General features: G+C 73.2%; 17 protein-coding genes. 15 read left to right on the top strand and 2 right to left on the bottom strand.

Annotation, left to right across the window (positions count from 1 at the left end; all coding sequences use genetic code 11):
- Positions 1 to 31: 31 nt before the first annotated feature.
- Both ACFLFB_RS10855 and ACFLFB_RS10850 read left to right on the top strand, forming a co-directional pair.
- Complete coding sequence (locus ACFLFB_RS10855; protein WP_392542189.1) at positions 32 to 1,696, top strand: LuxR C-terminal-related transcriptional regulator; 1,665 nt, start codon at positions 32 to 34, stop codon at positions 1,694 to 1,696.
- Positions 1,697 to 1,766: 70 nt separating this feature from the next.
- The gene (locus ACFLFB_RS10850) at positions 1,767 to 2,861 is read left to right on the top strand and encodes a class I SAM-dependent methyltransferase (RefSeq protein WP_392542188.1); all 1,095 of its coding nucleotides are present in this window, start codon (positions 1,767 to 1,769) and stop codon (positions 2,859 to 2,861) included.
- Positions 2,862 to 2,875: 14 nt separating this feature from the next.
- On the opposite strand, the gene ACFLFB_RS10845 is transcribed toward ACFLFB_RS10850, so the two are convergent.
- Complete coding sequence (locus ACFLFB_RS10845; RefSeq protein WP_392542187.1) at positions 2,876 to 4,600, bottom strand: LuxR C-terminal-related transcriptional regulator; 1,725 nt, start codon at positions 4,598 to 4,600, stop codon at positions 2,876 to 2,878.
- Positions 4,601 to 4,725: 125 nt separating this feature from the next.
- On the opposite strand from ACFLFB_RS10845, the gene ACFLFB_RS10840 reads away from it, so the two are divergent.
- Complete coding sequence (locus ACFLFB_RS10840; protein ID WP_392542186.1) at positions 4,726 to 8,559, top strand: CARDB domain-containing protein; 3,834 nt, start codon at positions 4,726 to 4,728, stop codon at positions 8,557 to 8,559.
- Between the two features lie 27 nt (positions 8,560 to 8,586).
- On the opposite strand, the gene ACFLFB_RS10835 is transcribed toward ACFLFB_RS10840, so the two are convergent.
- A complete protein-coding gene (locus tag ACFLFB_RS10835; protein ID WP_392542185.1) occupies positions 8,587 to 9,189 on the bottom strand; it encodes a GNAT family N-acetyltransferase in 603 nt (200 codons plus the stop codon).
- A 173-nt stretch (positions 9,190 to 9,362) separates the two neighbouring features.
- On the opposite strand from ACFLFB_RS10835, the gene ACFLFB_RS10830 reads away from it, so the two are divergent.
- From ACFLFB_RS10830 to ACFLFB_RS10775, 12 genes are all read left to right on the top strand, one after another.
- Positions 9,363 to 10,940 (top strand): GGDEF domain-containing protein, encoded by a 1,578-nt coding sequence (locus ACFLFB_RS10830; protein ID WP_392542184.1) that lies wholly within the window; start codon positions 9,363 to 9,365, stop codon positions 10,938 to 10,940.
- Positions 10,941 to 10,966: 26 nt separating this feature from the next.
- Positions 10,967 to 11,584: a pyridoxal 5'-phosphate synthase glutaminase subunit PdxT gene (gene pdxT, locus ACFLFB_RS10825; protein WP_392542183.1), complete on the top strand. Its 618-nt coding sequence runs from the start codon at positions 10,967 to 10,969 to the stop codon at positions 11,582 to 11,584.
- A gap of 118 nt (positions 11,585 to 11,702) precedes the next feature.
- A complete protein-coding gene (locus ACFLFB_RS10820) occupies positions 11,703 to 12,461 on the top strand; it encodes a YebC/PmpR family DNA-binding transcriptional regulator (protein ID WP_392542182.1) in 759 nt (252 codons plus the stop codon).
- Between the two features lie 14 nt (positions 12,462 to 12,475).
- Positions 12,476 to 13,063, top strand: coding sequence for a class I SAM-dependent methyltransferase (locus ACFLFB_RS10815; protein ID WP_392542181.1), 588 nt, complete (start codon positions 12,476 to 12,478; stop codon positions 13,061 to 13,063).
- 354 nt (positions 13,064 to 13,417) lie between these two features.
- Positions 13,418 to 13,930 carry a crossover junction endodeoxyribonuclease RuvC gene (gene ruvC, locus ACFLFB_RS10810; RefSeq protein ID WP_392542180.1) on the top strand — a complete coding sequence of 171 codons (513 nt, stop codon included), beginning with the start codon at positions 13,418 to 13,420 and terminating at the stop codon, positions 13,928 to 13,930.
- Positions 13,927 to 14,535, top strand: coding sequence for a Holliday junction branch migration protein RuvA (gene ruvA / locus ACFLFB_RS10805; RefSeq protein WP_392542179.1), 609 nt, complete (start codon positions 13,927 to 13,929; stop codon positions 14,533 to 14,535). The genes ruvC and ruvA overlap by 4 nt, the downstream gene beginning before the upstream one ends.
- Positions 14,532 to 15,686: a Holliday junction branch migration DNA helicase RuvB gene (gene ruvB / locus ACFLFB_RS10800; protein ID WP_392542178.1), complete on the top strand. Its 1,155-nt coding sequence runs from the start codon at positions 14,532 to 14,534 to the stop codon at positions 15,684 to 15,686. The genes ruvA and ruvB overlap by 4 nt, the downstream gene beginning before the upstream one ends.
- Before the next feature lie 137 nt (positions 15,687 to 15,823).
- Positions 15,824 to 16,102 (top strand): preprotein translocase subunit YajC, encoded by a 279-nt coding sequence (yajC, locus tag ACFLFB_RS10795; protein ID WP_392542177.1) that lies wholly within the window; start codon positions 15,824 to 15,826, stop codon positions 16,100 to 16,102.
- Between the two features lie 2 nt (positions 16,103 to 16,104).
- Positions 16,105 to 17,919 carry a protein translocase subunit SecD gene (gene secD / locus ACFLFB_RS10790; RefSeq protein WP_392542176.1) on the top strand — a complete coding sequence of 605 codons (1,815 nt, stop codon included), beginning with the start codon at positions 16,105 to 16,107 and terminating at the stop codon, positions 17,917 to 17,919.
- Entirely contained in the window at positions 17,916 to 19,091 is a 1,176-nt protein-coding gene (gene secF, locus ACFLFB_RS10785) for a protein translocase subunit SecF (protein WP_392542175.1), read from the top strand. The genes secD and secF overlap by 4 nt, the downstream gene beginning before the upstream one ends.
- Positions 19,092 to 19,096: 5 nt before the next feature.
- The gene (locus ACFLFB_RS10780; protein ID WP_392542174.1) at positions 19,097 to 19,660 is read left to right on the top strand and encodes an adenine phosphoribosyltransferase; all 564 of its coding nucleotides are present in this window, start codon (positions 19,097 to 19,099) and stop codon (positions 19,658 to 19,660) included.
- Positions 19,661 to 19,680: 20 nt separating this feature from the next.
- Positions 19,681 to 22,011, top strand: a complete 2,331-nt coding sequence (locus tag ACFLFB_RS10775; RefSeq protein WP_392542173.1) for a RelA/SpoT family protein — start codon at positions 19,681 to 19,683, stop codon at positions 22,009 to 22,011.
- Positions 22,012 to 22,023: the final 12 nt, after the last annotated feature.

Genomic DNA, 22,023 nt, shown 5'->3' with positions numbered 1-22,023 from the left:
GCCGGGCGTACCCTCGGCGCAGGAGGCGCCCATGGGGTCGGACGGGGTCGCGGCCGCGCGTGAGGCGTACGCCGCCGGTGACTGGCGGACCGCTCGCGCGCTGCTCGAGCGCCACCACGCCGAGGAACCCCTCGCCACCGACGACCTCGAGCTCCTGGGCCGCGCCCTCTGGTGGCTCGGCGACACGGCCGGTTCACGGGAGGTCGCGGACGACGTCTACCGCGCCCGCGTCGTCGACGACCCTGCCGCCGCGGCCGCCGTCGCCCTCGAGCTGACCCTGTCGTGGGCCCTCGAGGGGGACGTCGTCATCGGACAGGCGTGGCTGAACCGGGCGCGGCGCCTGCTCCGCGACATCGAGGAGTGCCCGGCGCACGGGTACCTCGTCTACCTCGAAGGGGGGATCGCCCTCGAGATGACCGGGGACACCGAACCGGCGGCCCGTGGCGCGGAGGTGGTGCACGACCTCGCCCGGCGCTTCGACGACGAGGCGCTCGAGGCGCTCGCCCTCGTGCTGTCCGGGCTGGCGGCGCTGTGGTCCGGGCGGACGGTCGACGGCTTCGGGGACCTCGACGAGGCGATGCTCTCGGTGCTCAACGGCGCGCTGCCGCCGATGTGGGCCGGCGACGTGCACTGCTCGGTGATCCACCTGTGCCACGAGCTCGGCGACCTCGCCCGGATGCGCGCGTGGACCGACACGATGAACCACTGGTCGGCCGCCCTGTCGCAGACCTTCCTCTTCGCCGGGGTGACCCGCGTCCACCAGCTCCAGCTCCTCGCCGCCGAGGGCAGCTGGGACCTCGTCGAGCACGAGGTCGGTGCCGCGAGCCGGGCCCTGGTCGGGGCGCACGGCTGGGTGGCGGGGGAGGGGTACCGCGAGCTCGGCGACGTCCGCCGGCTGCGCGGCGACCTCCCGGGTGCCCGTAGCGCGTACGACCGGGCCCGCGACCTCGCGGTCACCCCGCAGCCGGGGCTCGCCCTCCTCGACGAGGCCGAGGGGCGGCCCGCCGCCGCCCTGGCCGGGCTGAGGGCCGCCGTCGCCGAGACCGGACGGATCGGCCGGGCGCGGCTGCTCCTCCCCACCGTCGAGGTGGCCCTGCGCGTCGGCGACCGCACCCTCGCCGAGGCCGCGCTGAGCGACCTCACCGAGACCGCCGACCTCCACGGCACCCCCGGGCTGAGGGCCTGGACCGACCACGCCACCGCGTGCCTCCTCCTCCACGACGGCGACGGGGACCGGGCCCTGCCCCACCTCGAGGCCGCGGCCGCCGTCTACCGAAGCCAACGCTGCCGGCACGCGACCGCGCGGGTGCACGAGCTCGTCGCCCGCGTGCACGACGTCCGGGGCGAGGGCGCCCTCGCCGCCGCCGAACGGGCCACCGCGCGCGCGATCTACGAACGACTGGGCGCCGGCCCCGATGTCGCCCGGCTCTCCCCGCACCGGCCGCCCGGTGGGCTCACCGAGCGCGAGGTCGAGGTGCTGCGCTGCGTCCTGCGCGGCGCCAGCAACCGCGACGTCGCCCAGGCCCTCGTCATCAGCGAGAAGACGGTGAGCCGCCACCTCGCCAACGTCTACGCCAAGGCCGGGGTGACCAGCCGCACGGCCGCGGCCGCCTGGGCCCGCGAGCACGGCATCGAGGCCGCGCCTGCACCGAACACCCCACGCACGCCGGACGAGGTTGCACCATCCGCCCGATGAGGGCCGCCCACCACCGCTCCTAGCGTCGACGGCACCGGGCAGCCGCCCGCGCCACCACCAGGAGCCGACCATGACCACCACGACCGCACCCACCCCCACCACCACGCCGACGGCCACCGAGGCCGCGGCCCCCGAGACCGCCGCCGTCGAGCGACTCGTCCAGGTCCTCGACGACGGGGCCATCGCCGTCCTGGCCGGGATCGGCCACGACACCGGCCTGTTCGAGACGCTCGCCCAGCTCCCGCCCGCGACGAGCCGGCAGGTCGCCGACGCCGCGGGCCTGGACGAGCGCTACGTGCGCGAGTGGCTCGGCGGCGTCGTGTGCGCCGAGATCGCCTTCTACGACCCCACCGCCGGCACGTACGAGCTGTGCCCCGAGGTGCGCCCGTTCGTCACCGGCCCCGGCCCGGACAACCTGGCGCGCTCGATGCGCATCGTGTCGATGATGGGCGGCGTGGTCCCCAAGGTCGTCGACTGCTTCCGCCACGGCGGCGGCCTGACCTACGACGACTACCCGGGCTTCCACGACGTGCAGGCCGAGGACAGCGCCGCGGTCAACGACGCCTCCCTCGTCGACACGATCATCCCGCTCACCGGCCTCGTCGACCGGCTCGTCACGGGCATCGACGTCCTCGACGTCGGCTGCGGCGAGGGGCACGCGGTGAACCTCCTCGGCCGGGCCTTCCCGAGCAGCCGCTTCACCGGCTACGACTTCAGCCCCGAGGCGCTCGTCGCCGCGCGGGACGAGGCGGCCCGCTGGGGCCTGGCCAACGTCACGTTCGAGGAGCACGACGTCGCCGCTCTCCCGCAGGACGCCTTCGACCTCGTCACGGCGTTCGACGCGATCCACGACCAGGCCCACCCCGCGACCGTGCTGGCCGCGGTGCGGGGGGCGCTGCGCCAGGACGGCACCTTCCTCATGGTCGACATCAACGCGTCCAGCAACCTCGAGGACAACGTCGCGCTGCCGTGGGGGAGCTTCCTCTACGCGGTGTCCACCGTGCACTGCATGTCGGTGTCGCTGGGCCAGGGCGGCGACGGGCTCGGGACGGTGTGGGGCGTGCAGCTCGCCGAGCGGATGGTCCGCGAGGCGGGGTTCGGCGAGGTCGTGCGCCACGAGCTCGAGGAGGACCCCTTCAACGCGTACGTCGTCGCCCGACCCTGACGGCCCGGGTGGCGTCAGGCGCCGTCGGCGAGCAGCTGGGCGAGCTTGCGCTTCGGGACCCCACCGAACTTCTCGCGCACGCGCAGGACGTGGTTGCGGGCGGTGCCGAGGGAGATGTGCAGCTGCTCGGCGATCTCCTGGGCGGTGAGGCCCTGGGCGGCGAGCATGGCGACCTCGCGCTCCCGCGCGGTGAGCCCGGCGGTGGACACCAGCCGCTGGCTCGCCGGGACGGCGGGGAGGTCGTGCCCGCGGTGGAGCGACCGGTCGCGCAGCACGGCCGCCAGCGACCGGTCGGCCCCGTGGAGCTGGAAGATGTCGATCGCCCTGCGCCGCAGCCGGTTTCCCGTGGTCGCGTCCGGCGCGAGCCCGGCGGCGGCATGGAGCAGACGCCCCGCGGTCACCGGCTCGGGAAGCCCCTCGAACCGTTCGGCCGCCTCGAGGACGAGCTCGTGCCCCTCGGTCCCGCGCACCAGGCCCTCGACGGCGATGCGGATGGCGGTCCCGCGGGGGTTCGCCGGCCAGAGGGGCGCCATCGTCTCCAGCACGTCGCGCGCCTCGTCCGGGTCCTCGAGCGCGATGACGAGGGCGAGGTCCTCCCAGCCGAACCGGACCCCCATCCGGGCAGCCTGGTCGAGGGCGGGTCGGACCTCGCGCAGGGGGAACGGCTCGTGGCGCGCCACCCGCATCGAGGCCCGGACCGCGTAGGCGAGCCACAGCATCTGCTCGTCGAACTCGATGTGGCCGAGGGAGTCCTCGAGCACCTTGGGGTCCGGGCGCCCCTCGCGCTCCAGGGCCACGGCCCCGAGGACGATGCCCGCCATCCCGGTCGCCATCTGCGCGCGCCCGGCGCGGGCGGCGCGGGCCCCGGCGGCCGCCGCGTCGTGGTCGCCGGTGCGCCAGTGCACGAGGGCCTCCACCGCGGCGAACTTCCGCTGCCAGGTGGCGCCGTGGGAGAGCAGCTTGCCCTCGCGGGCCACGCGCCCGGCCAGCGCGTAGTCGCCGTGGCCGTACGCGGTGTGGGCCCAGTTGAACTGGTTGAGGCTGGCGATCTCCGCCGTCACGGCGTCGGGGCTCGACGGGAGGACCTGCGCCGCCTGGGCCCAGTGCTCCAGGGCGCTCGGGCGGTCGAGGTAGGTCTCGCACCCGGCGAGCCGTCCGGCGCAGAACGCGATGGCCCACGGGTCGCCCGTCTGCCGGGCCAGGGCCAGGCCCTCGCGCCCGACGGTGACGCGGTAGTCGCCGCTCAGGCCGTCCTCGCGCGGCCAGCACAGCTCGCCGAGGGTGACGGCCTGGCCGCGCAGGTCGCCGGCGAGACGGAACTCGGCCAGGGCCCGCATGAGGATGTCCGGGGTCTCGGCCGCCGTCCCCGCCCGGCCGCGGGTGAACAGCAGGGCGCCGCGGGCGTCCGACGAGCGCACCCGGGCCGCGAGGTCCTCGAGGAAGGGGTGCGCGTCGATGAGCTCGCTGCCCCACGCGCTGACGACGACGGCGAGCTCGCCGATGGCGACGCGGTCGTCGTCCGGCGCACCGGCCGCGAGCCCGGAGGCGGTGCTGACGAGGAGGTCCAGCGCCGCCCGGGTGTCCCCGCGCAGGCCCATGGCCTCGGCGGTGCGCAGGATGGGCCGCAGCGAGGGGGAGACGACGTCGGCGAAGGAGGCCAGGGCCGACCGCGAGGAGACCCTGCGGCGCACCGCGGCGCGCTGCGAGGGGCGCTGCACGGCGGTCGTCGGGGCGGTCACGGGGACGACCCTAGGGTCGCGTGACGGGGATATAGGTAGTTCCTACAGGTCCGTTGGGGGGTTCGCTCAGCGTTTCCTTATCCCTGACGCGCACACCCCGCGCGCCCCGGAGTGGAGGAATCCCCATGCGTTCCATCACCACGAGGGCCGTCGCCCTCTCCTCGCTCGCCGTCGTGCTCGGCGGCTTCGCCGTCGGTGGCGCCGCGGCGTCGACACCCACCGCCACCACGCTCAGCCCCGAGGACGACGGCACGAGCAGCGTCACCTGGACCGGGGGCCCGTACTCCGGGGTCGTGGCCGCGCCCGAGAGCTGCACGGCGACGACGTGCGACACCCACACGCTCCAGCTCGACATCCCGGACGGCTACTGGGACGGCCACGACGGCGGGGTCGAGGTCGCGATCAGCTGGGCGTCGTCCTCCGACGACTACGACCTCTACGTCGACGACGCGTCCGGGCACCAGGTCGACTCCAGCGCCGCGGGGGCGACGACGAGCGAGTCGGTCGACCTCGGCACCCTCGCGCCGGGTCGGTACACGGTGCGGGTCGTGCCGTACACGACGGTCGCGTCGAGCTACACCGGCACCGCGACCCTCACCGGCACCACCGTGCCCACCGGGATGAAGTACCCCGAGACGCGCAAGGCCGTCGAGGACGAGCTCGTCGTCGACTACCCGCTCAACGTCGTCTTCGTGGGCCGGCGCCCGAGCGCCGCCGAGGTCGCCGAGCTCAAGGCCTGGACGCCCGGCACGTACAAGCCCACCGTCGCGACGAAGACGACCGCCTCGGGGGAGACCACCCAGGCGGCGGCCGGGCTGCTCAACTGGAACAAGGACCACGTCGACGGCGACCCCTACTTCGAGGGGATCACCTACAACTACAAGATCAACGTGCTCGCCGCCTCCGACGCGTACGCCAAGGCGCTGTTCCAGGTCGCCGAGGACGCCACCGCGCAGGGGCAGACCTACCACGCGGGCGCCGGCAGCACCCGGACGGCCAACCAGGTCCGCTACGACGCGACGCACGGCAACCACCGCGTCCTCGCCAAGGGGGGTGACGCCTCGTTCAAGGTGACCGACCCGACGAAGACCGACCTCGTCGACGCCTACGCGGTCGAGGACTGGATCTTCAGCTCGCGCTACGACACCGCGTGGGAGTGCGCCTTCACCAACCTCGAGACCGGGGCGTGCGCCAACCCGTCGGTCATCAACCCCGACAAGGGCGCGTACCACGACCCCTACTACGACTCCAAGGGCCTCGACCTCGACCGGATGCCGCAGGGCCCCAACCAGGGCTCCTCGTTCCTCTTCCTCGACACCTTCACGCCCGACTACGCCAAGGACTACTTCCGCCCGAACGCGTACCACACGTACGGGACCGACAAGGTGATCAACGGGGGCATCGTCCCCAAGGCGGTCGAGGACGGCGGCTCCTGGCGGATCACCGACCCGGACACCGGCGACTGGGACGGCGTCGACTACGCCCGCACCTGGGGTGGGCGCTACCGCTTCCACTTCGTCGACCTCGGCGCGGCCCCGAACGACTACGAGTCGGCGACGTGGGCCGGCAAGGGCCTGGGCATGTCGAGCGACTACCCGCACGGCGACCCGCCCGTGTGGCAGTACGCGACCGACCCGCTGTGGAAGCAGCCGGGTGACCGCTGCGCCACCGACGGCACCCCGATCGCCGGCATGACGCTGCCCTACGACAACACCACCCCGTGCCGCCTGATGCCGCGCCTCGCCCGCGACGTCGCGTACGGCCTGTTCTTCCGCTCGACCGCCGGCTACCTCTACCGCCCGATCCCGCGCGGTGACACCTACTGGCTGGCGGTGTCGAACTGGACCGACTTCTACTCGCGGCCCCAGTGGGTCAACGGGCAGCTGACCAACGCGCCCTACTACGGCACGTGGTGGACCGACATGGACAAGCTGTACAAGATCGGCGACGCCTCCGGAGGCCGCCAGCAGGACGACACCCTGCGCTGGCTGTCCTCGGCCACCCCGTACGCCCGCTGGGTCGGTCGCAAGAACGAGACGATCCCGCTCTACGACCCGACGAACAACCAGCCGACGGGGGAGCAGCTCGACACCTCGCCGAAGTACGAGGACCTCCCGGCGCCCTCGCACCACGTGGTGACCAAGGACGACACGAAGATCGTGCCCGAGCCCCTGAGCGACGGCCACCACGACCACGCCCACTACGGCGACAAGACGGTTGACCTCACCGCGGTCCAGGAGGCCCTGGAGAAGGCCAAGGCCACCGGGTCGGGCCTCGGCCCGGGCTACGACGGCGCGGTCTCGCACGAGTCGTTCCGCGACTTCATCGACGCGCACCCGGACGGCATCGCCGACCACGTCGAGGGCGTCAACACCATCCCCGCCATCAACGTCGTGTTCGAGAAGACGCTCACCTGGGCGCTTCCCGGCATCGTCGGCGGCATCGCCGTCGGAACCGAGGACGGCGAGGCCTGGGGCGTCATGAACAACGTCAACGACCGCTTCAAGTCCAGTGCGTCGCACTACCCGGGCGTCCAGCCCGGCGACGCCCCCGGCTCGAAGCGCTCGATCACCGACGCCTCCCTCCCGACCCAGGACAGCGGTGGCGGCTTCAGCTACACCATCGAGCACGAGGCCGCGCACAACCTCGGCCTCAGCCACCCGCACGACGGCTCCTACGGCGTCGACCGCTGCCCGGCCGACCACCCCAAGGCCGGCAAGTGGGAGTGCTACTGGAACGGCCTGGGCTGGATGTACGACATCTCCGCGGCCCCGACGACCTACGCGATGTCGTACCGCCCCTACGAGGTCGAGGACCAGGACAACCTCCAGCGTGGCCACGCGGCCGAGTACCTCATCGGGGCGCAGGACGCGCTGCGCGAGCGGCTCTCGGACGAGGCGGCCGCCGGTCGCACCACGCCCTCGACGGCGTGGGCCGCGGACTTCGCCCGGATGAAGCAGTGGCGCACCCAGGCGGGCGACCTGTTCCGCAAGGGCGACTACCTCCACTCCGAGTACGCCGCCCGCAACGCCGCGCTCGCGGCCCGGGGCGTGCCGCAGACCGCGGCCAACACCTCGGCGCCCAAGCTCGTCGGGGCCGGCCAGGTCTTCTACTTCACGGTGAACCCGCAGGGCGACGGCCGACCGGCCGCCGCGCCGAACCTGCGGCCGACCACGGTGACGGCCGCCCAGCCCGAGCGCAAGCAGACGACGGTGTCGGTGACGGTGTCCAACACCGGTGCCGCCGCGGCCTCCGGTGTCGTGGTCGAGCTCTTCGACGGCACGACGTCGCTCGGGACCACCGCTCCCGTCGCCCTCGCGGCCGGTGCCACGGCCACGGTGACGAAGGTGTGGGACACCAAGGGCGTCAAGGGCGACCGCGCGCTCAGGGCCGTGGTCGACCCGCGCAACGTCGTCGCCGAGACGAGCGAGACCGACAACACCCTCACCCGCACGGTGACGATCCGGGGCAACCGGGTCGAGAACGGCTCGTACGAGGCGTCGGCCTCCGGGACGGCCCCCGACGGCTGGACCGCGTCGGGCGGCACGACCTACGACACCTCCGGCGCCTACGCCACCGATGGGACCGACGCCGTCGGCCTTGCGGGAGGCCTGACCCCGGGCAGCTGGGCGACCGGTCCGCTGGAGGTCGCTGCGGGGAGCACGTACTCGCTGGCGCTCTCGGCGGCGGGTGGCACGCCCGGCCTGTCGGCGACGTTCCTCGACAGCGCGGGGAAGGTCGTCAGCAAGATCGACTCTGTCGACGTCGTGGTCAGCAAGATCGACGCGTCCGTGAGCAAGATCGACGCCTCGGTCAGCAAGATCGACGGCGCCGTGAGCAAGATCAGCGGGACGCTCGCCGTTCCTGTGGGCGCGTCCCGCCTGGTGCTCACGGCGAAGGCACCGGCGACCCTGCCGCCCGGTGCCACCCTGTGGCTCGACGACGTGTGGGTGTGGTGACCGGGCGCATGGGCCCACGAACCACCCTCACGCACTGAGGAGCCCGGGCGCGGTGCCCGTGCCGCCGGCAACCACCCGCCGGCGGCACGGGCGCCGTCGTCCGCGGCGACGGCTCAGCCGGGCAGCGCCATGAGGAGGAGGGGGAGGCGGTCGGCCGGGAGCCAGGCCGGCCGCGCCGACCACCTGCCACCCGTGCCGCCGGTACAGCTCGACCGCCCGGGGCGTCTCCTGCACGACGTCGAGGACGGGGGTGCGTCCGAGCTCCCGGGCGTGCCCGACGGCCGCGGCGAGCAGGGTGCTTCCCACGCCCCGACCGGTGCACGCCGGGTCGACGAAGAGGACGCCGACCGCCGCCATCGCGCCGGGGGGCAGCCCGGTGGCGGCGACCCAGGCGTCGGTGTCCCAGCCCGGGGCGAGGTCGAGGAGGGAGACGTGGCCGACGACGTCCGCGCCGTCGACCGCGACCCACGCGGCGACCTCGCTGCCACGGACCACGAACTCCTCGGCCGGGAACGGCAGCGGCCAGCGCACCGGGTAGCCGGTCAGGGCCTGCTGCTCGCCGAGGAGGCGGGCCAGTGCGGGGACGTCGGCGGCCTCCCGGGGGCGCACGGTCGCGGGGTCGGGGCGCACCCGACGCAGTCTAGGGACGGGGCGGGCCCAGGCCGGGTTCGACGGGCACCGGCTCTGGAAGCGCTTTCGTGCAGGTGACCGGCCCGACGACCGAACGACGCGTGGCATCAGCCGTTCGTGTGGTTGTTCGCGAACTCCGGGACGGCTGTGCGACGCCTCCGCACACTCGTCACATGAGCTCGGGGGCCGCCACCAGGACGCAGCGGGGCTCGCGCGCGCACACCGTCGAGCACCACGGGGCGTTCGAGCTGGCCCGTTCGCAGATCCGCATCTCGCAGACGCCGGACTACGACCCCGGCGTCATCACCGACCTGCAGGCGCGCGCCATGGACCACGGGTGGGTGGACGTCCTCCTGGTCACCGACTACGTCCGCCTCCTCGCCAGCGAGAACGACCCCGACGAGGCGCCCGCGCGCCACGCCGCCCTGCTCGAGCGGGCGCGGGCCTCGGGCGACATCGTCTTCGAGGCGCTGGCGCTGGGCCAGGGCGCCACTGCCGTGATGTGGGGGGATCGGGCCCGCCTCGACGTCGACCGCGACCTCGCCCGCGCCACGGTCCTGCTGCGGGACGCGCCGCAGGGGCACAAGATGCTCGGGTCGGCCCACGTCGAGTGCGCCACCGCCTACCTCGACCGCGACATGTGGGACCTCGCGCTGGAGCACACCTCCGAGGCGGCCGCCCAGTGGGAGACCGACGAGCACGACCTCGAGCGGATGGGCACGCTGCTCTACAACCGGGCCGAGATCCACCTGCGCCGCCTGTGCGTCCTGCGCCAGTCCGGCCCCGCGGCGGAGCTCGTCGAGTTCGGCGACCGCGCCCGGTTCGCGGCCCAGCACGTCCCCATCGAGCAGATCCCCGAGAGCTGGCGGATCGACGTCCACATCTTCGAGAACCTCGTCGACGCGATCGCCCCGCCCGAGACGGGCCTGTCCCGCGAGATGGCCGACGGCGAGGGCACCGACTTCGCGACCTACGTGGCCCTGGCCCGCTCCTTCGTCGAGCCCGACGCCGGGGAGGCCCGACGGTTCCTCGCCGAGGCCCTCGACGCGTGGGACCGCGTCCGCTACCCGGAGCTGTACCTGCTGGCCCTGACCCGCGACGCCGAGCTGGAGTCCGTGCAGCTGGGCTTCGAGACCGCCGGCCTTCGCGTGGCCCGCGAGCTCGCCCTGCGCCGCCACGAGGCGCGCGTGGCGGGCGTCGAGGCGATGGCCTCCCTGATCCGCGAGGAGCAGATGCTCTCCGAGCACGCGCGGCTTCGTGTCGAGGCCGAGCTGGACGCCCTCACCGGTGTCGCCAACCGGCGCGGCCTGGCCGGGCACGTCGACGCCCTGACCGACCGGGTCCGCGGCCTGGGCCGCGACCCCGAGATGGCGCTCGTCCTCGTCGACGTCGACCACTTCAAGGGCGTCAACGACACCTTCGGGCACGACGTCGGCGACGAGGTGCTCGTCCGGGTGGCGAACGCGCTGCGGACCGTCGTGCGTGAGACCGACCTCGTCGTCCGCTGGGGCGGGGACGAGTTCATCCTCCTGCTCGACACCGACGACCTGCCCGCCGCGACCCGCCGGTGCCGGAGCCTGGCGCGCGGCATCCGCGGCGACCACTGGGACGACCTCGCCCCCGGCCTGTCGGTCACCGTGAGCATCGGCCTGGCCGTCGGCAAGATCAGCGCCCTCGACGACCTGCGCGACGCCGCCGACCGCGCGCTCTACCGGGTCAAGGCCGCCGGCCGCGACGGCGTGGCCACCTGAGCGGTCCCTCACCCCGCGCCGTATCGTTGCGCGCCGTGACCGAACAGCCCCTCGTCGGAGTCCTCGCCGTGCAGGGCGACGTGCGTGAGCACCTCGTCGCCCTCGAGGCCGCGGGGGCCCGGACCTGCACCGTCCGCCGCCCCAGCGAGGTCGCGGAGATCGACGCCCTCGTCCTGCCCGGTGGGGAGTCGACGACCATCGACAAGCTCATCCGGGCCTTCGGCCTGCAGGGACCGCTGCGCGAGCGGATCGCCGGGGGGATGCCCGTCTACGGCTCGTGCGCCGGGATGATCCTGCTCGCCGACCGGATCGCCGACGGTCGCCCCGACCAGGAGACCCTCGGCGGGGTCGACATCACCGTGCGGCGCAACGCCTTCGGGCGACAGGTCGACTCCTTCGAGGAGGACCTCCACATCCGCGAGCTCGGCGGGCAGCCCGTGCGCGCCGTCTTCATCCGCGCCCCCTGGGTGGAGGACGCGGGCGAGGCCGTCCAGGTGCTGGCGCGGGTCGAGCACGGACCGGCCGCCGGGAGGATCGTCGCCGCGCGACAGGGGAACCTGCTCGTCACGTCCTTCCACCCGGAGGTGACGGGTGACCACCGGTTCCACGCCTACTTCGTCGACCTCGTCCGACGCCGTCGGTGAGCGACCTCGTGACGGCGTCGGCGCACCCCGGTGTGGTGTCGAGGACGAGGCCGCGACCGGCCGCATCTAGGATGGTCGGCCGGACCCGGACCGGACGACGTGAGCAGAGGGAGCACCCATGAGCGGCCACTCCAAGTGGGCGACCACCAAGCACAAGAAGGCGGCGATCGACGCCAAGCGCGGCAAGCTCTTCGCCAAGCTCATCAAGAACATCGAGGTCGCCGCCCGCACCGGCGGCGGTGACCCCACGGGCAACCCCACCCTCTACGACGCCATCCAGAAGGCGAAGAAGTCCTCGGTCCCCAACAACAACATCGACAACGCGGTCAAGCGCGGGTCGGGTGCCACGGCCGGCGGGTCCGACTGGGAGACCATCACGTACGAGGGGTATGCCCCCGGGGGTGTCGCGGTCCTCATCGAGTGCCTCACCGACAACCGCAACCGCGCGGCCGCCGAGGTGCGGACCGCCCTGTCGCGCAACGGCGGCGCGCTGGCCGACCCCGGGTCGGTGTCGTACGTCTTCGACCGCAAGGGCGTCGTCATCGTGCCCAAGTCCGAGAAGTCCGAGGACGACCTGCTCGAGATCGTCCTCGACGTCGGCGCCGAGGAGGTCAACGACAACGGGGACACCTGGGAGATCGTGTCCGAGGCCACCGACTTCGTGGCCGTGCGCACCGCCCTCCAGCAGGCCGGCGTCGACTACGACTCCGCCGAGGCGTCGTGGGTCCCCAACCTCCAGGTCCCGCTCGACCTCGACGGCGCGAAGAAGATGATCCGCGTCATCGAGGCCCTCGAGGACAGCGACGACGTCCAGGACGTCTTCGCCAACGGCGACATCCCGGACGACGTCCTCGCCCAGCTCGAGGACGAGGACTGACCTGGGCTCGACGGATGACTTCCGCCGCTGTCGCCCTGTGGAACTCCGAAGCCCCCGCCTTCGACGAGGCGCCCGACCACGGGCTGCGTGACCCCGAGGTCCGGGCCGCGTGGCGTGACCTGCTGGGCGGGGTGCTCCCGCCCGCGCCGGCCGACGTGGTCGACCTGGGCTGCGGGACCGGCACGCTCGCCCTCCTCCTCGCCGAGGACGGGTACGCCGTCGACGGGCTCGACTTCTCCCCGGCCATGGTCGCCCTCGCCACCGAGAAGCTGGCGGGGTCGCGGGCCACGGTAAGGCTCGGCGACGCCGCGGACCCCGGCCTGGCGCCGGGGTCGGTCGACGTCGTCCTGTGCCGCCACGTCCTGTGGGCGCTGCCCGATCCGGTCGAGGTCGTCCGGCGCTGGGTCGCGGCCCTGCGCCCGGGCGGGCGGCTCGTCCTCGTCGAGGGGAACTGGTCGACCGGGGCGGGGCTGACGGCAGATCGCTGCGCCGAGATCGTCGGCGAGGTGTGCTCGCAGGTCGAGGTTCGTCACCTCCCCGACCCGGCCCTGTGGGGCCGCGAGATCACCGACGAGCGCTACCTCCTCCTCGCCCGCCCCTGACCGCCGTGCCCGCGGCCCGCTCCTGACCGCCTCCCCGAACCGCCGGGCTCTGGTCCACCCGGTCGGATGGCGATGATCTGCCCGGATGGCGGTGCGATTCCGACGCCATCCCGGCAGGTGGACCAGAGCCGACCGGGTGGACCAGAGCCCGCGGGATGGACCAGAGCCCGCGGGATGGACCAGAGCCCACCGGATGGCGATGATCTGCGCGGATGGCGGTGCGAGAGGGACGCCCCGAGGGGCGGCGCGTCCGCGTGTTGCTCCGCGGGTCGTCGGCGTCGGATGTGTAGCGTTGCCTCCGAACAGGTGTTCTAACGCCCGGCAAGCCGGGCGTGCCCCGACGGAAGGCTGCTCGTGCGCGTGCTCGGTGTCGACCCCGGCCTCACCCGGTGCGGCCTCGGCGTCGTCGACGGGCGCCTCGGCCGGGCCCGGATGGTGGCGGTCGGCGTGGTCCGCACCCCGAGCGACGGCGACCCGGGGGAGCGACTGGTCTTCCTCGAGCGCGAGGTCGACTCGTGGCTGGCGCGCTACACCCCCGACGTCGTCGCGGTCGAGCGGGTCTTCGCCGACTCCAACGTCACCAACGTCATGAGCACCGCCCACGCCACCGCCGTCGCGCTCCTCACCGCCACCAAGAGGGGGATCCCCGTCGTCTTCCACACGCCCACCGAGGTCAAGGCCGCAGTCACCGGCTCGGGACGGGCCGACAAGGCGCAGGTCACCGCGATGGTCACGCGCATCCTCGGCCTCGAGGTCGCGCCGAAGCCGGCGGATGCCGCCGACGCCCTCGCGCTGGCCATCTGCCACGCGTGGCGCGGCGCCCAGATGACCCGGCTCGAGGCCCTGGCCAAGGAGGCCCGCGCGTGATCGCCTCGCTGCGCGGCCCCGTCACCCACGTCGGGCTCGACCACGTCGTCGTCGAGGTCGGCGGGGTCGGGATGCTCGTGCACACCACGCCCGCCACGGCGTCGTCGTGCCACCGGGGCAGCGAGGCGAGCCTGTCCACGAGCCTCGTCGTCCGTGAGGACTCCCTCACCCTCTACGGCTTCGCCGGCCCCGCCGACCGCGACATGTTCGAGACGGTCCAGACCGTCTCCGGGGTCGGTCCGCGCCTCGCCCTGGCGATGCTCAGCGTCATGGGCCCCGACCAGCTGGCCGCCGCCCTGTCGTCCGGCGACGCCAAGGCGCTCACCACCATCCCCGGCATCGGCGCCAAGTCGGCCCAGCGCCTCGTCCTCGAGCTCAAGGACAAGGTCGGTGCCGTGCGCGGCGGCGGTGTCGCCCCGGCCGGTGCACCCGTGGCCCGGCCCGGCCAGGAGCCCTGGCGGGGCCAGGTCGCCGAGGCCCTCGTCGGCCTGGGCTGGTCGGCCAAGCAGGCCGGTGACGCCGTCGAGCGGGTGGCCGAGCACGCCCCCGCCGACGCCGAGATCGCCGCCCTCCTCCGCCTGGCCCTGCGCGAGCTGCGGCCGTGAGCGCCGCCAAGGGCTGGGGGAGCGAGGTGCACGAGTCGCAGCCGCGGGAGGACGACGGCTCGTTCGAGGCCACGGCCCGGGTCGTCGACGCCGCCAGCAGCGACGACGACCGCGTCGTCGAGGTCGCCCTGCGCCCGCGCCGGCTCGCCGAGTTCCCGGGCCAGCCGCGCGTGCGCGACCAGCTGGGCCTCGTGCTCGAGGCGGCCCGGCGACGTGGCAGCCCGCCCGACCACGTCCTGCTCTCCGGCCCGCCGGGACTGGGCAAGACGACCCTCGCGATGATCGTCGCCGCCGAGCTCGAGCGCCCCATCCGGGTCACGAGCGGGCCGGCCATCCAGCACGCGGGCGACCTCGCCGCGGTCCTGTCCTCCCTCGACGAGGGCGAGGTGCTCTTCCTCGACGAGATCCACCGGATGAGCCGCTCGGCCGAGGAGATGCTCTACCTCGCCATGGAGGACTTCCGGGTCGACGTCATCGTCGGCAAGGGACCCGGTGCCACGGCCATCCCGCTCGAGCTCCCGCCGTTCACCGTCGTCGGCGCCACGACGCGGGCCGGGCTGCTGCCGGCCCCGTTGCGCGACCGGTTCGGCTTCACCGGCCACCTCGACTACTACGAGGTCGACGACCTCGTCACGATCCTGCACCGCTCCGCCGGCCTGCTCGGCGTCGAGGCGGACGAGCCGGGCATCTCCGAGATCGCCGGCCGGTCGCGGGGGACGCCCCGCATCGCCAACCGCCTGCTGCGCCGGGTGCGCGACTGGGCGCAGGTCCACGGCGACGGCCACGTCGACCACCGGGCCTCGCTGGCCGCGCTCGCCCTGTTCGACGTCGACGACGCCGGGCTCGACCGGCTCGACCGTGCCGTGCTCGAGGCCCTGTGCCGGCGCTTCGGTGGGGGACCGGTCGGCCTGTCCACGCTCGCCGTCGCCGTGGGCGAGGAGTCCGACACCGTGGAGACCGTGGCCGAGCCCTACCTCGTGCGCGAGGGCTTCATCGTGCGCACCCCCCGAGGACGCGCCGCCGCACCGCGCGCCTGGCGGCACCTCGGCCTCGAGCCGCCGCGCAGCGCCCCGCTCCAGGACGCCCTGCCGCTGGGGAACGGCGACGTCGAGCCCGACGACCTCTCCGGGAGCCGCCGGTTCACCGAGTGACCGGGCACGCCGCACGTGCACGCTTCGTTGGTCACGTCGCAAGGGCTCGCCTAGACTGCACACTCGGCCCGGCTCGTCCGGGCCGAACCACTGCCTGCCGATCGCGGGCATCCTGACTCGAAGGACCGATCTCACCCATGTTCTCCGGCAGCGGCTCCGGCCTCGGCTACCTGCTCATCCTGGCGCTCCCGTTCCTGCTCCTCATCTTCATGATGTTCAGCCAGCGGCGGCGCGCCCAGCAGATCCAGGCCATGCAGGCCTCGCTGACCGTGGGGGAGGAGATCGTCACCACGTCGGGCCTCTACGCCACCATCGTCGCCCTCGACGACTCCACCGCGACCCTCGACGCCGGCAACGGCGTCCAGCTGCGGTGGGACCGCCGCGCCATCGGCATGCGCGCCACCGAGGTGGCCTGACCATGGCCGCCACCGCACCCAAGGTCGTCGCCCGCCGCGGCCTGCTCGCGATCCTCGCCCTGTGCATCGGCCTGGGCGGGCTCCTCACCGGCGCCAACATCTGGTCCGACGGGACGCTCAACCCCAAGCTCGGCCTCGACCTCGAGGGCGGCACCCAGATCATCCTCGAGCCGAAGACCTCGGCCGGGCAGCAGATCTCGGCCCAGCAGCTCAACGAGGCGCGCAACATCATCGTCCAGCGCGTCGACGCGGGCGGCGTCTCCGGTGCGGAGGTGACCACCCAGGGCGACCGCAACATCGTCGTGAGCATCCCGGAGATCCCCACCCAGGAGGTCCGCGACGCGATCAGCCGCTCCTCGCAGCTGCAGTTCCGCCCCGTGCTGGCCGTCGCCGCCGGGTCGCCGCAGCCGCTGCCGACCGCCAGCCCGAGCGCCACCGGCTCGGCCAGCCCGAGCCCGTCCGGCAGCGCCACCCCGTCGGCGACCCCGACCGTCGCGAGCAGCGCGTCGCCCACGAGCAACAGCGCGGTCCCGCACGCCCTCGCCACGACGCCGACCCCCTCCGGCACGGCCAGCCCGTCGCCGAGCCCCTCGGCCACCCCGAGCCCGTCCGCCACCGGCGGGACCGGCACCACGCCGACCCGGCCCACCGACCTCGCCTGGGTCACCCCCGAGGTCACCCAGCAGTTCGAGGCGCTCGACTGCGCCGACCAGAACGCGCTCGACGCCATCCAGGACGACCCGAAGAAGCCGCTGGTCACCTGCCAGGACGACGGCACGGCCAAGTACATCCTCGGCCCGGTCGCCGTCTCCGGTGACAAGATCAGCGACGCCACCGCCGGGTACCGCACCAACCAGCAGGGTGCCCTCACCAGCGAGGTCGAGATCGGCCTGTCGCTCAACGGCGAGGGCGCCAAGCAGTACGCCGACATCAGCCGCGAGATGGTCAGCCTGCCCGAGCCGCAGAACCAGCTCGCCGCCACCCTCGACTCGCGCGTCATCGTCGCGCCGCGGTTCAACGAGGCCATCCTCGACGGCCGCGCGAGCATCACCGGTGGGTTCACCCTCGCCGAGGCCCGCGGCCTGTCCGACCAGCTGAAGTTCGGTGCGCTGCCGTTGTCGTTCGTCGAGCAGACGAGCATCGACATCAGCCCCACCCTGGGCAGCGAGCAGCTGCGCTACGGCCTCATCGCCGGGATCATCGGCCTGGCGCTCGTCGTCGTGTACTCGATGTTCCAGTACCGCACCCTGGGCCTGGTCACCGTCGCCTCGATCGTCGTCGCCGGCCTGCTCACCTACCTGACGCTGACCATCCTGGGGTGGTCGCACAACTACCGCCTCGACATGGCGGGCGTCACGGGTGTCATCGTGTCGATCGGCTTCACCGCCGACTCGTTCATCGTCTACTTCGAACGGGTCAGGGACGAGCTGCGTGACGGCCGCTCCCTCGAGTCGGCCGTGCAGACGGGCTGGGACCGCGCCAAGCGCACCATCCTCATCGCCGACGGCGTCAACTTCCTCGCCGCGATCGTCCTGTACGTGCTGGCCAGCTCGAGCGTGCGCGGCTTCGCCTTCACCCTCGGCCTCACCACGCTCATCGACCTGCTCATCGTCTTCTGGTTCACGCACCCGCTGCTGACCCTGCTCGCCCGCCTGCGGTTCTTCCGCGAGGGCCACCCCTGGTCGGGTCTCGACCCGCGCCGCCTCGGGGTGCCGCAGACCACCCGGTACGTCGGCCGTGGCCGCTTCACCTCGGCACCCGGCGTCACCGCCTCCACCGCTGAACCCGCCACTGCCGGGAAGGGAGGTGCGGCATGAAGCTGAGCTTCGCCGCCCTGGGCAACGACCTCTACACCGGTGCGCGCTCGGTCCCCGTCGTGGCCCGCCGCCGCCGCTTCTACATCGCCTCCGGGCTCCTGCTCGCGATCGCCGTCCTCGGCCTGGTGGTCCAGGGCCTCAACCTCGGCCTGGAGTTCCGCGGCGGGTCCGAGTTCCGCGTGTCGGCGACCGCGACGCCGGCCAACTACGAGCAGGTCGCCCGTGACGCGGTCGGCGCGGCAGAGGACCAGCGCGGCATCAACGTCACGCTCGTCGGCAACAACACCGTGCGCGTGCAGACCGAGCGCCTGTCGGAGACCGACAGCCAGGACGTCCGCCAGTCCCTCGCGACCGCTTTCAAGGTGTCCGAGCAGAACGTCAGCGGCACCTTCATCGGCCCGTCGTGGGGCGCCTCGGTCAGCCAGCAGGCGCTGCGCGCGCTGCTGATCTTCGTCGCGGCGGTGGCGCTCACCCTGAGCATCTACTTCCGCAACTGGCGGATGGCGGCGGCCGCGCTCATCGCGACCGTGCACGACATGGTCATCACCGTCGGCATCTACGCCCTCACCGGCTTCGAGGTGTCGCCGGCGACGATGATCGGCTTCCTCACCGTCCTCGGCTACAGCCTCTACGACACCGTCGTCGTGTTCGACAAGGTGCGCGAGAACACCACCGAGGCCTTCGCCAACGGCCGGATGAGCTTCGCCCAGGCGGCCAACCTCGCGGTCAACCAGACGATGGTCCGCTCGATCAACACCACGGTCATCGGCGTGCTGCCCATCGCGGCGGTCCTCGTCGTCGGCGCACTGTTCCTCGGCCCGGGCGTGCTCCTCGACCTCTCGCTCGTGCTGTTCGTCGGCATCATCATCGGCGCGTACTCCTCGATCTTCATCGCGACGCCGATGCTCGTCTCGCTCCGGCGCAGCGACCCCAAGGTCGTCGACCTGGAGAAGCGGGCCGAGCGCCACCTCAACCGCAAGGCGAAGGACGCCGCCGCGGCCGAGGCGGCGACCACGCCCGGCACCGAGCGCGACGACGTGCCGGTCACCGTGGGTGGCGGTCCCGCAGCCGAGGAGGGCGACTCCTCGACCATCACCGGCCGCGCGGTGCACAAGTACGCCCAGTCCGGCCCGCGCAACCAGCCGCGCCGCCCCCCGAAGTCCAAGCGCTGACCCCGGTGCCCGCTCCGACGCCCGGGGCCGGTCGTCCCGACGCCGACACGGTCGCCGGGGTCGTCGCGGCGAGCCTGCGCGACGTCCCGGACTTCCCCCGGGCGGGGGTCGTCTTCAAGGACGTCACGCCGCTGCTCGCCGACCCGCACGCCTTCGCGGTCGTCATCGAGGCCCTGGCCTCCCGGCACCGCGGCGAGGTCGACCTCGTGGCCGGCGTCGAGGCCCGCGGCTTCGTCGTCGGGGCCGCGCTGGCGCACGCGATGGGCGTGGGCTTCGTCCCGGTCCGCAAGGCCGGCAAGCTGCCGGGCGAGACGGTCTCGGTGTCGTACGACCTCGAGTACGGCTCGGCGGAAATCGAGGTCCACGCCGACGCGCTCGTGGGCGGCGAGCGGGTCCTGCTCGTCGACGACGTCCTCGCGACCGGCGGCACCGCCGTCGCGGCCTGGGACCTGCTCGAGCGCGTGGGGGCCGAGGTCGTGGCGTTCGAGTGCGTCGTCGAGCTCGGATTCCTCGGCGGCCGCGCGGCGCTGGCGGGCCGCACCGTGGGCTCGCTCCTCGTCGTCGACTGAGCGCGCACTAGACTCCCGCCATGGCGGAGGACACCACGACGGCCCACCCCGGGACACCTGCTCCCGGTGTGTCGTCGCGGGCGCGCGCCCGCGCCGCCCTCGCCCTCGTCGGGCGCACCAAGGTCGCCGAGAACCCCGTCCTCGAGCCGTTGCTCCAGGTCGTGCGCGGCACCCACCCCAAGGCCGACGTCACCGTCATCGAGCGTGCCTACGCCGTGGCCGAGCGGGCCCACGAGGGGCAGAAGCGCCGTTCCGGCGACGACTACATCACCCATCCGCTGGCGGTCACCACGATCCTCGCCGAGCTGGGCATGACCCCCACGACGCTGGCGGCCGCGCTGCTCCACGACACCGTCGAGGACACCACCTACAGCCTGGAGGCGCTGCGCCGCGACTTCGGCGACGAGATCGCGATGCTCGTCGACGGCGTCACCAAGCTCGACAAGGTCAACTACGGCCAGGCCGCCCAGGCCGAGACCGTGCGCAAGATGGTCGTGGCGATGGCGCGCGACATCCGCGTCCTCGTCATCAAGCTCGCCGACCGGCTGCACAACGCCCGCACCTGGCGCTACGTCTCGCAGGAGAGCGCGCAGCGCAAGGCCAAGGAGACCCTCGAGATCTACGCGCCGCTGGCCCACCGCCTCGGCATGAACACCATCAAGTGGGAGCTCGAGGACCTGTCGTTCCAGGCCCTGTACCCCAAGGTCTACGACGAGATCGTCCGGCTCGTGGCCGAGCGCGCCCCGGCCCGCGAGGAGTACCTGGGTGAGGTGCGCAAGGAGGTCGACACCGACCTGCGCTCGGCGAAGATCAAGGCCACCGTCACCGGCCGCCCGAAGCACTACTACTCCGTGTACCAGAAGATGATCGTGGGGGGCCGCGACTTCGAGCAGATCTACGACCTCGTCGCCGTGCGCGTCCTCGTCGAGACCGTCCGCGACTGCTACGCCGCGCTGGGGGCGCTGCACGCGCGTTGGAACCCGGTGCCGGGGCGGTTCAAGGACTACATCGCGATGCCGAAGTTCAACATGTACCAGTCGCTGCACACGACGGTCATCGGGCCCAGCGGCAAGCCGGTCGAGATCCAGATCCGCACCCACACGATGCACCGCCGGGCCGAGTACGGCGTGGCCGCACACTGGAAGTACAAGGAGGACCCGCGCACCAAGGGTGCTCCCGCCGGGGGAGTCCAGGCGCGCGACGGGCAGAGCGGGCCGGTCAACGACATGGCCTGGCTTCGCCAGCTCCTCGACTGGCAGAAGGAGACCTCGGACCCGGGCGAGTTCCTCGAGTCGCTGCGCTTCGAGATCACCGCCAGCGAGGTCTACGTCTTCACCCCGAAGGGGCAGCTCGTCGGGCTGCCGGCGGGGTCAACCCCGGTCGACTTCGCCTACGCCGTGCACACCGAGGTGGGGCACCACTGCATCGGCGCGCGGGTCAACGGCCGGCTCGTGCCGCTGGAGAGCCGGCTCGACAACGGCGACGTCGTCGAGGTGCTCACCTCCAAGGCCGACTCGGCCGGGCCGTCGCGCGACTGGCTGTCCTTCGTGCGCTCCGCGCGGGCGAAGAACAAGATCCGGCACTGGTTCACCAAGGAACGCCGCGAGGAGATGGTCGAGGCCGGCAAGGACTCCCTCGCCAAGGTCATGCGCAAGCAGGGCCTGCCGATGCAGCGGATGACCTCGGTCGAGTCCCTCACCGGCGTGGCCGAGGAGCTGCGGCTCAGCGGCATCGACGCGCTCTACGCCTCCATCGGCGAGGGCCACGTCTCGGCGCAGCACGTCGTGTCGCGGCTCGTCGCGTCGGTGGGCGGCGAGGACGGCGCCAGCGAGGACATCGCCGAGGCCGCCAACCCCATCGCCACCCGCCAGCCCTCACGCCGCTCCGGTGACCCCGGCGTCGTCGTCAAGGGGATGGCGGACGTGTGGGTCAAGCTGGCCCGCTGCTGCACGCCGGTGCCCGGCGACGACATCCTCGGCTTCGTCACGCGCGGCAACGGGGTGTCGGTGCACCGGCGCGACTGCTCCAACGCCGACTCGCTCCTCTCGCAGCCGGAGAAGATCATCGAGGTCGAGTGGGCGCCCACGTCGGGCAGCCTGTTCCTCGTCCAGCTGCAGGTCGAGGCCCTCGACCGCTCGCGCCTGCTGTCCGACGTCACGCGGGTCATCTCCGACCACGGCGTGAACATCCTGTCGGCGGCGGTCACGACCTCCCGCGACCGGGTCGCCAAGCTGCACTTCACCTTCGAGATGGGCGACCCGGGTCACCTCGGGCACGTGGTGCGCGCAGTGCAGCGCATCGACGGCGTCTTCGACGCCCACCGGGTCACCGGCACCAAGCGCACCGACTGACCCGGCCGGTGG

It is taken from the genome of Oryzobacter telluris, assembly GCF_043099285.1.
In the GTDB taxonomy this organism is placed as follows: Bacteria; Actinomycetota; Actinomycetes; order Actinomycetales; family Dermatophilaceae; genus Oryzobacter; species Oryzobacter telluris.
Note: the sequence above shows the minus strand (reverse complement) of the source record. Positions and strands in the feature narration are given on the sequence as shown.

Bases quoted from the DNA above. Each gene is read 5' to 3' on its own strand.
- ACFLFB_RS10855 (WP_392542189.1), top strand. From the start codon at position 32: ATGGGGTCGGACGGGGTCGCGGCCGCGCGTGAGGCGTACGCCGCCGGT.
- ACFLFB_RS10850 (WP_392542188.1), top strand. From the start codon at position 1,767: ATGACCACCACGACCGCACCCACCCCCACCACCACGCCGACGGCCACC.
- ACFLFB_RS10840 (WP_392542186.1), top strand. From the start codon at position 4,726: ATGCGTTCCATCACCACGAGGGCCGTCGCCCTCTCCTCGCTCGCCGTC.
- ACFLFB_RS10830 (WP_392542184.1), top strand. From the start codon at position 9,363: ATGAGCTCGGGGGCCGCCACCAGGACGCAGCGGGGCTCGCGCGCGCAC.
- ACFLFB_RS10820 (WP_392542182.1), top strand. From the start codon at position 11,703: ATGAGCGGCCACTCCAAGTGGGCGACCACCAAGCACAAGAAGGCGGCG.
- ACFLFB_RS10815 (WP_392542181.1), top strand. From the start codon at position 12,476: ATGACTTCCGCCGCTGTCGCCCTGTGGAACTCCGAAGCCCCCGCCTTC.
- yajC (WP_392542177.1), top strand. From the start codon at position 15,824: ATGTTCTCCGGCAGCGGCTCCGGCCTCGGCTACCTGCTCATCCTGGCG.
- secD (WP_392542176.1), top strand. From the start codon at position 16,105: ATGGCCGCCACCGCACCCAAGGTCGTCGCCCGCCGCGGCCTGCTCGCG.
- secF (WP_392542175.1), top strand. From the start codon at position 17,916: ATGAAGCTGAGCTTCGCCGCCCTGGGCAACGACCTCTACACCGGTGCG.
- ACFLFB_RS10775 (WP_392542173.1), top strand. From the start codon at position 19,681: ATGGCGGAGGACACCACGACGGCCCACCCCGGGACACCTGCTCCCGGT.